The 12144-nt window shown below is 46.7% G+C and carries 13 protein-coding genes; 10 read left to right on the top strand and 3 right to left on the bottom strand.

All coding sequences use genetic code 11. The features are described 5' to 3' along the window. The first annotated feature begins 117 nt into the window (after positions 1–117). On the top strand, positions 118–600 hold the full coding sequence (locus tag QT996_RS23450; RefSeq protein ID WP_333049418.1) for a hypothetical protein: 483 nt from the start codon (positions 118–120) through the stop codon (positions 598–600). An 84-nt stretch (positions 601–684) separates the two neighbouring features. Here QT996_RS23450 and urtA read toward each other — a convergent pair whose 3' ends face one another. Then, positions 685–3612, bottom strand: a complete 2928-nt coding sequence (gene urtA / locus QT996_RS23445) for an urea ABC transporter substrate-binding protein (RefSeq protein ID WP_333049416.1) — start codon at positions 3610–3612, stop codon at positions 685–687. Positions 3613–4167: 555 nt separating this feature from the next. Here urtA and QT996_RS23440 point away from each other — a divergent pair. The 5 genes from QT996_RS23440 to QT996_RS23420 all read left to right on the top strand — a co-directional run bounded on the left by QT996_RS23440 (position 4168) and on the right by QT996_RS23420 (position 7393). After that, positions 4168–4374 carry a hypothetical protein gene (locus QT996_RS23440; protein WP_333049415.1) on the top strand — a complete coding sequence of 69 codons (207 nt, stop codon included), beginning with the start codon at positions 4168–4170 and terminating at the stop codon, positions 4372–4374. A gap of 385 nt (positions 4375–4759) precedes the next feature. After that, positions 4760–4942 (top strand): CsbD family protein, encoded by a 183-nt coding sequence (locus tag QT996_RS23435; RefSeq protein WP_333049413.1) that lies wholly within the window; start codon positions 4760–4762, stop codon positions 4940–4942. A 78-nt stretch (positions 4943–5020) separates the two neighbouring features. Next, positions 5021–5464, top strand: a complete 444-nt coding sequence (locus tag QT996_RS23430) for a hypothetical protein (protein ID WP_333049411.1) — start codon at positions 5021–5023, stop codon at positions 5462–5464. Between the two features lie 116 nt (positions 5465–5580). Then, on the top strand, positions 5581–6093 hold the full coding sequence (locus tag QT996_RS23425) for a hypothetical protein (RefSeq protein WP_333049408.1): 513 nt from the start codon (positions 5581–5583) through the stop codon (positions 6091–6093). 517 nt (positions 6094–6610) lie between these two features. Further along, on the top strand, positions 6611–7393 hold the full coding sequence (locus tag QT996_RS23420; RefSeq protein ID WP_333049406.1) for a thioredoxin domain-containing protein: 783 nt from the start codon (positions 6611–6613) through the stop codon (positions 7391–7393). A 96-nt stretch (positions 7394–7489) separates the two neighbouring features. On the opposite strand, the gene rpe is transcribed toward QT996_RS23420, so the two are convergent. Then, positions 7490–8191, bottom strand: coding sequence for a ribulose-phosphate 3-epimerase (gene rpe, locus QT996_RS23415; RefSeq protein ID WP_006632078.1), 702 nt, complete (start codon positions 8189–8191; stop codon positions 7490–7492). 244 nt (positions 8192–8435) lie between these two features. Between rpe and QT996_RS23410 the strand changes: the two genes are divergently transcribed. The 3 genes from QT996_RS23410 to QT996_RS23400 all read left to right on the top strand — a co-directional run bounded on the left by QT996_RS23410 (position 8436) and on the right by QT996_RS23400 (position 10980). After that, positions 8436–8810, top strand: a complete 375-nt coding sequence (locus tag QT996_RS23410; RefSeq protein ID WP_015179569.1) for a hypothetical protein — start codon at positions 8436–8438, stop codon at positions 8808–8810. A gap of 105 nt (positions 8811–8915) precedes the next feature. Next, on the top strand, positions 8916–10331 hold the full coding sequence (locus tag QT996_RS23405; protein ID WP_333049402.1) for an LCP family protein: 1416 nt from the start codon (positions 8916–8918) through the stop codon (positions 10329–10331). Positions 10332–10551: 220 nt separating this feature from the next. Further along, positions 10552–10980, top strand: coding sequence for a DUF202 domain-containing protein (locus QT996_RS23400; RefSeq protein ID WP_333049401.1), 429 nt, complete (start codon positions 10552–10554; stop codon positions 10978–10980). Between the two features lie 169 nt (positions 10981–11149). Here the strand turns inward: QT996_RS23400 and QT996_RS23395 are convergent, their stop codons facing one another. Continuing rightward, entirely contained in the window at positions 11150–11572 is a 423-nt protein-coding gene (locus tag QT996_RS23395; protein WP_333049397.1) for a DUF2809 domain-containing protein, read from the bottom strand. Between the two features lie 79 nt (positions 11573–11651). Between QT996_RS23395 and QT996_RS23390 the strand changes: the two genes are divergently transcribed. Then, positions 11652–12095 carry a ceramidase domain-containing protein gene (locus tag QT996_RS23390; RefSeq protein ID WP_333049395.1) on the top strand — a complete coding sequence of 148 codons (444 nt, stop codon included), beginning with the start codon at positions 11652–11654 and terminating at the stop codon, positions 12093–12095. Positions 12096–12144: the final 49 nt, after the last annotated feature.

The raw sequence follows: 12144 nt of genomic DNA, 5'->3' as shown, positions 1-12144 counted from the left end.
ATAGTTAGACTTTGTAATATTATTTTAATCATCGGCCGAAATAGAAAGCAGAAAGCCCACAAAAGCAGTTGTCCGCACCCAGGAATCAACGCCCAAAAATAAGCGAGGAAAAGAATTATGGATACGAGCAGTACAGGTACAAGCAAAAGCAAAGCGATCGCCCGCCGCGGCAAAGGCAGTTCCAAAAGCCAACCGACAGAACCCACGGATGCCAAAGCAACAGGAATCCAACTTTATCGGCCGCAACACCTGCATGACAATCGCCCCGTCGGGCCAGACGATTTTACCATCAGCGAGACCGTCTCGATGTCGGGGAATCGCCCAATCGGCACTAGCACCCTGCACATCAGCGAAACCTACGGCATTGTAGGCAATCGCCCGGTCGAATCCAGCGACTTGGAAGTGGTGGGGACAGTGGGGAGACGCCCGATCGGTTCCAGCGCCATGCAAGTCAGCGAAATGTTCAGTATGTCCGGTGCCCGCCCTATTGGCATCAGCACTCTGCACATTGATGAAGTTTACTCCACAATGGGAGGAAACCGCCCCATTGCCTCAAACGAAATTGACGATAGCTCGACATTAATGGGCTTCTTAGATTAATTAGTCAGTTGTTAGTTGTTAGTTGTTAGTTGTCATCTGCTACCAATAACTAATAACTAATAACCACTGCCAACAGTCAACTAACTACTTGTCGATACCCTGATATTTGCTCAATAAAGCAGCAAAGCGCTTGTAATCCACAGGCTTCCTCACATACTCCGCCGCTCCCAATTCCAAACCCTGATTTTGGTCGTCCAAAAAAGTTATCATAATCACTGGAATATCAACCAAATCCTGATCGGCTTTCAATGCCGACAGCACCGCCCAGCCGTCCATACTTGGCATCATCACGTCCAGAATAATCGCGTCCGGCAGCAACTCCTTAGCCAAGAGAAGCCCCCCTTGACCGCTAGCCGACGATCGCACCCGAAATCCCTGTTTCGACAAGCAGCGAGTCATCAAATCCCGCGCGTCCGGATCGTCGTCAATCACCAGCACAGTAGCAGCATCCGGCAGATCCAGCGGTTGCGATCGCACTGCTTTTTGCTTCGCTTCTGTCGCTTCTGCACTCGTGTCTAAATCCTGGGAAGGCTCGGCCTCAATTTCTGGGATTTCTAGATCGTCCTGCGCTTCTTTCGGGCTTGTAATCGCAATCGGCAACCGGATCGTAAAACTAGAACCGCAATTAAATTCGCTCTCAACGGTAATGTCTCCGCCCATCATCTGGCAAAATCTCCGGCTAATTGTCAGCCCCAAACCGGTGCCGCCGTATTTGCGGGTAGTAGAATCGTCCGCTTGAGTGAAAGCTCCGAACAGCCTCGACACCTGATCGTCAGTCATGCCGATGCCGGTATCGGTTACTTGAAAGACGATGGAAGGCTGTTGACACCGAGAAGGATCTGCCGAGAGTTCTTCGGAATTGCCGCTCGGCAAAACCTCCCCTTCTTCTTTCCAAACATTAATCGTAATTTTGCCTCGATCGGTAAACTTAGCAGCATTGGTCACCAAATTCAACAGCGCTTGCCGCAGCTTTGACACATCAGAGTATATCGTGCCAATATTGCGATCGCAATTGACAATCAAAGTATTGCCATTTTTCCCTAGCTGGGGTTGAACAGTAGTGACAACCTGCTCGAGCAAATTCAACACATCAAAAGTCTCCAAGAAAAGAGTCATCTTTCCTGCTTCAATTTTAGAAATATCCAGGATGTCACTAATAATGGTGAGCAACTGCTTGCCTGCCATATTAATGCTTGCCAAATCCATCACAAACTCTTCTTCGCCGAGTTCCAGAGCCTCTTCTTGCAGCAGTTCGCTGTAGCCGATAATCGCATTCAAGGGCGTCCGCAACTCGTGAGTCATATTTGCCAAAAAAGTGCTTTTGGCCCGGTTGGCAGCTTCCGCAGCATTCTTAGCCACTTCCAATTCCTCCGATCGTTCCTCTAGCTGCCGCTGCCGCACTTCCAAACCGTTGAGCAAACTGCTAATTTGCTGAGCCATTGTATTGAGAGTAGAAGATAGCACCCCGATCGCGTCATTAGAAACCACAGGCGAGCGAGCCGTCAAATCACCGCTCGCCATCTGTTCGGCAGTTTCCCGCAGCAAGCCGAGATTCCGAATAATTGCCGACACCGACACAAAAGCCACTATCCCCGCGATCGAACTCAAAACCAAAGCCCCGAGCAGCCAGTGCTGAGTGCGGCTCACCAAAGCCAGAGTTTGCTGCACCAGTACCGCCATTGCTGCCTCTGGAACCCCCGCCACCGGAGCTGAGGCAGCGTCTATTGTCAGCAAATAGTTCTTCATCTCCACAGAACCCATCCACCCGACTCCCACCGCCATCCAAGTTATCAGTACCAAGATGACAAACAGCGCGATCAAAGAAGCCCGAGTTCCCAGAGAAATCCCCCTCGTAGCAAGTGCCGCCGCCCAAGGATAGGTTTTGAGAAAAGGATCTGGCCGAACCGGTGCGCCGGAATTCCAAATCTCCTCAATTTGACCGTCCGACCGCACTTTACCAATCCGCACTGTTTTCCAGATATGCTGCGTTTGGGCATCTATTTTTACCTTGCCCGAGGGCGCTGCAAACTCAATATTTTTAGCAGCAGCCCTGACTTTAACCACATCTGTCGAACCAGCTTTTTCTACTGCTTGCTTCCACAGGTAAACGCCCAAATAAGCCGCTTCGATCGGGTCATCCGTGACTCGATTTTCCCCGTATCGGGCTTTATAAGCCTTGACAAATTTACGATTTTCCGGTGTATCCACCGTTTGAAAATAGTTCCAAACCACCAAATGTCCAGCAATATTGGACGGCCCTATCGCCCGCACTTCCTCTTCTGCTACGCTGACCGACATCACCGGCAAATCCTCCGGTTTCAAGCCAACTTCCCGCAGCTTTTGGAAAAAAGCCACATTGCTATCGCCGTTGAGAGTGTTGAGAATAGCATCCGGTTTCACTGCTACAATATGTGCGATCGCCTCGCCCACTTCCGTCGATCCCAGCGGCAGATATACTTCCCCCGCCAACTCTCCCCCTAGTGCAGCCAGTTGAGCTTTCACAATCCGATTTGCCGTCCGAGGAAAGAGATAGTCCGAACCCAACAGGAAAATTTTCCGCTTCCCCTGTGCCAGCAAGTAATTCACCCCAGGCACAATCTGTTGGTTCGGGGCAGCACCAGTGTAGACAATATTCGGACACTGTTCTAGCCCTTCATACTGCACCGGATAGAACAGCAACCCTTTGCCCTGGTCGAAAGCCTGCTGTACAGCTTTGCGGCTCGCCGAAGTCCAACAGCCAAATACCACCGACACCTGTGCTTCTAGGAGCAATTGCTTAGCTTTTTGAGCAAAAGTCTGCAAATCGCTGGCTCCATCTTCTATAACCGCTTCCAAGGGGCGTCCGAGTACCCCTCCCGCCGCATTAATTTCCTCAACAGCCAATAGCGTCGCATCTTTAACAGAAATTTCGCTGATGGACATCGTGCCCGTCAGCGAATGCAACACGCCTATTTTGATCGGCTCACGAGTCCTGCCAGCTTCTGCGAGGGGGTTACTGCTCCTTGCTACCATACGGTTTTAAATACTTTTTACTAATAACAGAAATTTTAGTTCGATCGGGCACGAAGTTAGCCTTGAGGCTAAGTCTTGTTTCGCAGATTATTTAACCCAAGCGCCACACAACTTGCCAATTGCGGCACCTTGTTGATTCTAACGGTCAAACTGCTCTACATCTGACTTAAGTCTGCATTAAATCTGTCGCCTATTTCTCTCTTCATCTTTTACGGATCTCGAAACAACCTCATCAAACAAACCAGAGAAGGTAGTTATGGTGCGCCCGCCGCCTAAAAATTATCGCTCTCCCCCGCTCTCCCCGCTCCTCTCCTCTCCCCAACTCATTCACGGGATTACCCTTGCAGGTCATCAATAATTTCAAGCTCTCACGCAGTCTTCCCCTTCCCCTATCTCCCTTCCGGCAGATGGAAGTCTCCGTACTTTTAACTATTACCCAGCCCCTCTTTCTTCAGGCAGAGGGCAGTGTTCGTGATTTCCCTTACAATAAAATTAAGGTTAACTTCTAAGTACCCTTGTTAAAAATAAATTTTGCCAACAATAGGGGAAAAACTAATGAATACTGAAGAAAATGCGACCCACCCTGGCAGCGAAACTCAAGTAACGCTACCAAAATCAAGAGAAATATTGCTGGGTGAGGAAACAGAAAAAGCGCTCGGTGAGCAAAAACAAAAAGATTCTCAAACTATGCGCGCTGTTGAACAGTTGAAAGAAGAACTTCAGCACAAAATAGATGAAGAATGTCCTCCCAAGGTTAATTAAAACTAATAGCGATTTTTTTTAGGTGTGGGTAAGATGCGGTCTTGCCCACACTCGCTTTTTGAAGGCAGAAGGCAGAAGGCATAATTAAATAAAAATTTATACTTTCAAAGTATTTTTTTTACAAAAAATACTCTTGGACGCACGGGTGACCCTCCACCAGTTTTTTCACCGAAATACTTCATTCCAGCCCGCAGAAACGGTAAAAAAAACCCGTAACTATGGAAGTGGCAGTCCGCCAAAGACAGAAAAATAACTTTTTCATATTCCATCTTGATTTGTTCTTCATTCTTTCTTCCTAGAGGTAGAGTGCAACGCAGCTCCTAGTTACCTATGATGAATTTATTAAGTAAAAAATGTCTGATTAGATACAGATAGGGAGAAACCAATGAGCACTGAAGATAGAGCAAAGGCAACTGGCAACAACATCGCAGGCGCGGCTCAAGAAGCCCTAGGCAATATTACTGGCGACCCGAAGGATAAAGCAGAAGGCAAAGCCAAGCAGGCAAAAGCTGAAGCTGGTCACGCGATCGAAGATGTAAAAGATGAGCTCAAAAAGAAACTAGACTAAGCCTAATACTAATTGAGAGGGTCGAGCAACCTTGACCCTTTCAAGTATTCCAAATGTTTTCAGAACGGAGGAAAAAAGGTGAGTTTATTGCAGCAGAGTCGCAAAATAATTGCGGGCCTAGTCTTGGTATTAATGCTGGTAGTTACTACTGCCTGCGCGCCCAGCGTTTCAGCCCAAAAACCGACTGATGTACCTGTAGCAATTGGTGGCAGTCAGGGTTATTACGCGCAGCTAGAACGCGGGAATACCGCCACAGGTCAAGATTTTGGTCAATGGGTAACAAAAACGGCTAAGGGCTTGGTTCAGGATGCTTACGTCCGCGACAATAACAAATTGGGAGTTGTAATTACCCCGGAAGTGCGGCCGACAGAAGTGAAAGATTTGGCCAAATCTTTAGCACAAGGTTTTCACCGCAATTTCCCAAATCAGGATGTAAGTGTTTTGGTTTACGCTCCTGACAAAAAACTGATTTTGACGGCTAAGTACGACCAGCAATCAAATCAAATTGAATACAAGTCTTGACCTGGTTAGAAAGCTTAAATAACAGCCGCGTGGCGGTTTAATATTCCGCAGTTTTTTGAAGGCGAAAAAATCTCAAGTAGAGATCGAACTGTTGTTTAGATTGGAAAAGATTTACCATGAGTAGCAGCGATAATTACAAGCGTCAAATCATGAACGATTTAGCGCAGGGCGATCGAGAAATGATGCCGGAGACAACTGGTGAAGATTACGAAAATTTTGACGATTTTGCTCAGAGAACTTCGCCGGCTCAGCGCAAACAATTATTCGGGCGTTCCCTGAATCACGACTCCCTACCGCCGGCTCAGTTGGAACCGGAATTGCAAAAGGCGATCGCCCAAATTAAGCCAAACGAACGTGACGATGTAGCGCGGGAATTCTTCAAGCAGTTAGGCAAGAGAGGATTGGACGATCGCCAATTGGAAAAGCAGCTAGGACTTTCTACCCATCACGCCAGTCGCATGACTGCTGACGATGTTACCAAGTTGGCCTCGTTTACCTATCACAATCACCCGGATATTTTCCGAGAAGTGCTGGCAGAACAGCCGAGTTTGATGAAGTTTTTGGGCAATCCAGTTGTTGCAGGTATTTTGGGAATAGTTGCGGCTAAATGGCTCAACAACCGCAAATAGTCTCCGATTCAGACAAACCTAAAAGCGGATAATACGTGCAGCAAATAAAAGGACGATCGCCGGGGCGATCGTCCTTTTATATTTTATAGCAAAACCATTTGATTTGTAAACAATCGATTCAATCATCACAAGCGTTTCAGGTTGTTCTACCTTCATGACTCAAATAGACTTGCTATATATCTAGTCCTGTAAAATAACCCACATCCCATTTGTAGTGAGGACTAAAATCCTCATAAGATTCGGACGACTTTAGTCTTCACTACAAACTATTTTAATTGCGGTCGTTCTAAGGGACATAATATTATAATAAATCCCTAGGATCTAAATCTTAATTATGAGACTGGTAGTTGTTCGGGTGATTAACACCCTTTGCAAATTACCGACTACGAATTACCGATGGCCAATGGCTAATTATTGCTCAAAGCTAAAAATAGCTGGACAGCAGTCAACAGCGGTATACCTGACACTCCGCAAAATTAAATGTAGGATTAAGTGTTGCTGTGAATCAGAAAAAAAGATGAACTTATCCACTATTTGGCGAAAACTCCGCAGCCAGCAAGCCTTGTGCTTTGCTGCACTCCTGGCAGGTTGCCTGGTATTTATCGGTTGTTCCCCCGCCCAGTCAGCGGCTGGCAATTCAGTCGATCCCAAGTTGAAAGAGCAAGTCTTGCAGATTATCCGGGAAAACCCGCAAGCAATTTTAGAGTCGGTACAAGCGTACCAGCAACAGCAGCAGCAGTCTCTCAAAGCAGCGCAGCAGTCATTTTTGCAGGAGATGAAAACTAATCCCAAATCTTCGATCGGGGATTCTCCCAGCACGGGCTCAGCTTCGCAGCAGATTGTACTTTTAGAATTCTCTGACTTTCAATGTCCGTTTTGCGCGCGCGCTTACGATACTGTCAAGCAGTTTATGGCAAAACACCAGGACAAAGTTACTTTAGCTTACAAGCATTTTCCCTTGACTTCAATTCACCCTCAAGCGCTGCCAGCAGCTAAAGCAGCTTGGGCGGCTGGGCAGCAGGGCAAATTCTGGGAATATTACAGCGCTTTGTTTGAAGGGCAGAAAGAGTTAGGCGAACCATTGTACGGCTCGATCGCCCAAAAGCTCAATCTCAAATTAGATAAATTTAACACCGATCGCAACAGCCCCGCTGCTGAAGCCGCCATTGGGAAAGACGTGCAACTCGCTCAACAATTGGGCATTGAAGGCACTCCATTTTTTATTATGAACGGCCAAACTTTCTCCGGGGCGATCGAGCTTTCTGAGATGGAAAGCATTCTCGCCTCTGTCTCCAAATAAGTAATTCATGACTCTTGGAAACTGAGTCTAAAAATTCGTTCCCAGCCTGCTTGGGCTGGGAACGAGAAAAACCAGAAAAACTCGAAAAATCTTTGATTAAACGGCAGCCAACTCTGGAGTCGGGCGCTTGCTGTGGCGGATACCCTCGATCGCCGCTGCGTAATCATTCGCCTTAAACACAGCAGAACCAGCGACGATCGCATTTGCGCCCGCTTCCAGAACCTGCCAAGTATTGTTCCCCTTCAAACCGCCATCCACCTCAATCCAAGGATCGAGGCCCTTGTCGTCGCACATTTTACGCAACTGGCGAATTTTCGGCAAAACAGCCGGGATAAAACTTTGACCACCGAAGCCGGGATTGACGCTCATAATCAGCACCAAATCGCAAAGTTCCAGCACGTACTCGATCAACTCCAGCGGCGTCGAAGGATTCAGAACCACACCAGCCATTTTGCCCAATTCCCGAATTTGGCCGAGGGTTCGGTGCAAGTGAGGTGAAGCATTATGCTCGGCGTGAACCGAAATAATGTCAGCACCAGCCTTAGCGAAGTCCTCGACGTACTTCTCCGGCTCCACAATCATCAAGTGGACATCGATCACCTTGGTAGTAACGGGGCGAATTGCCTCAACAATCAGCGGCCCGATAGTAATATTAGGAACAAAGCGACCGTCCATCACATCTACGTGAATCCAGTCAGCCCCAGCTCGATCAACAGCCTGAATCTCTTCTCCGAGACGGCTAAAATCGGCTGATAATATGGATGGAGCAATAACAATCGGTTTTTGGGATTGGGTCATGGCTTTCGTGGGTTCTCCTGTCTCCTGTGCTGTATCCAGTTTATCAAAATACGGGTCTCCGGGCCGAAAAGTTGCCCACGCTTGATCACCAGATCGGGAGCGCCGAAAAATTTGGCCTCTGACAGACAAGTTTTGCGATCGCCCCAGCCCTGGTCTCGGAATTTTGGTTTAGGATATAAATTTTACCTCTAACAAATAACTTGTGTGCAAAATCTGACCTTCTGCAAATTTTGAGTAGCGAATTATGAAAAAAACAGATCCCTTAGAAAATCCTGAACTCGATCGTGCAAGTCTGTTTGTATTAATGATCCCAGTCATCGGCTTTTTCCCCGCCCTGTGGACTCTTTACCGCCGTCAGGGCAGCCCCGAACGCAAAGCCGTCAGCCGCTTAGCAATTGCCCTTGCTTTTAGTTGGCTCTTAGGACATATTCTTTTAGAAGCTGGAGCGATTTCTGCGGAATCTCCGACACTTCCCATGTTATTAATGAGTAGCCTGCTAACAACCAGCTATTTCATCGTTGCTCTGGGACTGATGGTTCGCCTCTGGAAGCGTCAACCGCTATGGTTGCCCGGAATTAGCCGCGTAGCCGAGCAAGTGGTGGGCAAACATTTATCATAATTTAGGGTTCTTTTAAGCCCCTACAGTATTGATTGATTGCGTCTTCAGCTTGATACTACATATTGCCATTATCTTTTTTTATTTTTGTTGTGTGTGAGGAAGCCAGTGCCAGCTCAAAAAATTCCTAATCAAGACCCTATCCAACAATCAACTGCTCAACCTTCACCCAAAAAATCTTCCCAGCCCCATCGAGGCCGCTGGCTGGGTTTTGGTTTTGGTTTGGCTGGAGTAGCCATGCTCTCAGCCACAGCCGGAGCGTTGCTAGCCGTGTCCCTTTCCACAACGCCGCTTCAGCAACAAAAGTTGAGTCCTGAAGAAGCAGCAGTATTTTCTCAAGGCGACATGGCAAAGCTCAACATGAAGATGCCGGAGCTGACTCGCCCAGTTAATATTTTAGTTTTAGGACTTAAGGTTCTGAGTTCAGACATCGACGGCCATGCCGATAAGGAGCAGGGATACGAGGTGTGGCAGAACTCTTTCAAGGGGTTAACCGATACCATGCTGTTGGTTAGATTTGACCCTCAAAATAAAAAGTTAAGCGTGCTTTCCATTCCGCGAGATACCCGCACCTATGTTGAAGGTAGGGGCGAGGTGAAAATCAACGAAGCTAATTACTACGGGGGCCCAGCTTCGTCAGCGAAGGCAGTCAGCGGACTCTTGGGTGGCGTGGGAATTGACCGCTATGTCACAGTCAATATTCAAGGCATAAAAAGCTTGGTCGATGCACTTGGTGGCATTACTATCAATGTCCCTAAAGACATGAAGTATACCGATGAAAGCCAGCATCTATATATAAATTTAAAGGCTGGCAAGCAGAAACTCACCGGCCAACAAATCGTGCAATACTTGCTTTATCGGCACGACGATTTGGGCGATATTGGGCGGGTGCAGCGCCAGCAATTGTTGATGCGGGCTTTTGTGGAACAGGAAGTTAATGTAGGTTTGCTGTCTCGCTTGCCGAAGATTTTGTCGGTGATTCAGTCTCACCTTGACACCAATTTGAGTATAGAAGAATTGGTCGCTTTAGCTGGTTTTGCTACTCACACCGATCGCGATAGCGTGCAGATGTTGATGGTTCCCGGCAAGTTCAGCGATGCCAAAGATTATAAGGCGAGTTTTTGGTTGCCAGACCAATATGGCATCGAAACTATGGTGGCGGAACATTTTGACTTCGGCCAGAATAGTTGGACAATTGAGAATGCTGATGCGACTTTTCTGAAGGTGGCGATTCAAGATAGTACCGGAGATCAAGCTGCTGTTGAAGCTTTTGTCAATAATTTGACTCAAGCGGGTTATCGGAATGTTCAGGTTTATAAAGCTTGGCCCGAACCGCTGGAGGTAACAACTCTAGTGGCTCAAGACGGCGATGTTAAAGGTGCTCAAGCAATTCGCCAGTTTTTGGGTTTTGGGGATGTGCTGGTTGAGAGTACGGGTGCTTTGCAGTCAGATGTGACAATCAGATTGGGCAAGGATTGGTTGGAGAAAAAGGCTCAGTCCGGCGGGGCGGCTAAGTCTTTTTAAACTGGATTTTAACAGGGGTATTTGTAGGGACACAGCAATGCTGTGTCCTCTTCTTTTGTGTGGGTAGAGAAGGAGGCGATCGCTTTTTTGTCGATTTACTGATACTATATTTTTTGGTGATGATGAATCACGATCGCAATACCAATACTTCCCTCCGCAATCACAAGTGAAACAATAATCAACAAGGGAAAGCTTAAGATATTTTATAAAGGTAGGGTTGATGAACAAGGGTGCTAAAATAGACCGACAGCGCGAACATCAGGCAAATGAACGCACCTTTCTTGCATGGTTACGAACTTCACTGGCTTTAATTGGTTTTGGGTTTGCGATCGCTCGGTTTAGTTTATTTCTCCGTCAATTTCAAGCTACAGTGACTCAGCAACAAGTTTCCTCCCCTCCCTTCTTCAACTCAGAAACTTTAGGGCTGAGTCTGGTCATTTTGGGAATTGCGGTCATTGCCTTAGCAGCGTGGCGCTATAATCGAGTTTTCTGGCAAATTGAGCGAGGTGATTATCGCCCAAATCGTGTGCTAGTTTGGATTCTGACTGGACTTGTGATGATTTTAGGAACATTAAGCATTCCGTTGTTGCTCTGGAGAGATCGCGGAAATATAGCTCCCACTTCAACTCCTAAAAATTCTCAATTCTAAGTTAATCCGAGCGCTTAGCTAAAGTGAAAATAACCCCAACCAGATCAATAAGATTTTGTGCATCAACATTGTCTATGGTGTTCGAGAGATGGGAAGAGGGTTCGATGGGGAGAGCATTTGACGATGTTCGCTCGGGTCATCAAAATATACAATTTAAATGCAGTACAAGTTACAAGCGGAACCAAGTCAAATGAAGCCACCGCACCCACAACCAACCTAAAAAACTCCCCACAAAATAAGAGATAAAATCTGACCAACTAAAGTGATTTCCCAAAATCAGCCTTCCGGGTAAAGTAGCTCGCATTGCTTGTAAAAACGGAGGTGTCCACAGTTGGAGAAACTCTACTCCGCAGGTAGCTAGACACACAGCTACAGCCGCCCTAATTTGCGAAAATCGCGGCAATATCAGAACTACCAGCAAAATCCAAAATACCTCATAAGCTATGCTCCCAAAAGAGTCGTTGAACCATTCGGGTGCAGGGCCGCGAGAAAATCTCACCACATAACCTAAAGGGATAATCACGATTATACTGATGAGCAGGGCTATGCGATATTTTACAAAACGGCGATCGGGAGAAATTGGGGAATTCATTAACTTTGAGACAGGTTCTTTCGTTAACTTTAACGCTTTTGCTGTAGTATGGGTTCAACTCCCCCAACAGTGACATGAGATGAATGATTACATCGATCTTTACTGCGAACGTACCATGCCTGGTTTATGGAGTGAACCACTAAATGCTGTATCTAATATTTCTTTCCTCATTGCAGCATGGGCTATTTTTCAATTGGCTCGGCGACAGCAAAAAGTACCCAAGGGTATTTGGATATTGATTAGTTTAGCCACCAGTATAGGTATTGGAAGTGCGCTATTTCATACATTGGCGACACAATGGGCAAGATTACTAGATGTGATTCCTATTATGCTGTTTCAGCTTGGGTTTTTATGGCTCTATAGCCGTCAAGTAGTTAGGATGAGATATGGATATGCAGGAGGATTGCTCGTAGGATTTTTCTTTGCCAGCAACTTCAGCAATCAATTTACAAATGTTCTCAACGGTTCTCTTTCTTATGCTCATGCATTTTTAGTGTTAAGCTGTTGCACATTTAAACTGTGATACACGCATTGCCCTTATTTTTGATTTTACGACCCCACTTAATTATTAA

Origin of the sequence: Microcoleus sp. S13C4, from assembly GCF_036700865.1 — a bacterium.
Lineage (GTDB): Bacteria > Cyanobacteriota > Cyanobacteriia > Cyanobacteriales > Microcoleaceae > Microcoleus.
The sequence above is the reverse complement of the archived record's forward strand: the minus strand, read 5'-3'. Positions and strand labels throughout refer to the sequence as shown.

What these genes read in the sequence shown, in the direction of transcription:
- QT996_RS23450 (WP_333049418.1), top strand. Translation starts at nt 118, where the DNA reads ATGGATACGAGCAGTACAGGTACAAGCAAAAGCAAAGCGATCGCCCGC.
- urtA (WP_333049416.1), bottom strand. Translation starts at nt 3,612, where the DNA reads ATGGTAGCAAGGAGCAGTAACCCCCTCGCAGAAGCTGGCAGGACTCGT.
- QT996_RS23440 (WP_333049415.1), top strand. Translation starts at nt 4,168, where the DNA reads ATGAATACTGAAGAAAATGCGACCCACCCTGGCAGCGAAACTCAAGTA.
- QT996_RS23435 (WP_333049413.1), top strand. Translation starts at nt 4,760, where the DNA reads ATGAGCACTGAAGATAGAGCAAAGGCAACTGGCAACAACATCGCAGGC.
- QT996_RS23425 (WP_333049408.1), top strand. Translation starts at nt 5,581, where the DNA reads ATGAGTAGCAGCGATAATTACAAGCGTCAAATCATGAACGATTTAGCG.
- QT996_RS23420 (WP_333049406.1), top strand. Translation starts at nt 6,611, where the DNA reads ATGAACTTATCCACTATTTGGCGAAAACTCCGCAGCCAGCAAGCCTTG.
- rpe (WP_006632078.1), bottom strand. Translation starts at nt 8,191, where the DNA reads ATGACCCAATCCCAAAAACCGATTGTTATTGCTCCATCCATATTATCA.
- QT996_RS23410 (WP_015179569.1), top strand. Translation starts at nt 8,436, where the DNA reads ATGAAAAAAACAGATCCCTTAGAAAATCCTGAACTCGATCGTGCAAGT.
- QT996_RS23400 (WP_333049401.1), top strand. Translation starts at nt 10,552, where the DNA reads ATGAACAAGGGTGCTAAAATAGACCGACAGCGCGAACATCAGGCAAAT.
- QT996_RS23395 (WP_333049397.1), bottom strand. Translation starts at nt 11,572, where the DNA reads ATGAATTCCCCAATTTCTCCCGATCGCCGTTTTGTAAAATATCGCATA.
- QT996_RS23390 (WP_333049395.1), top strand. Translation starts at nt 11,652, where the DNA reads ATGAATGATTACATCGATCTTTACTGCGAACGTACCATGCCTGGTTTA.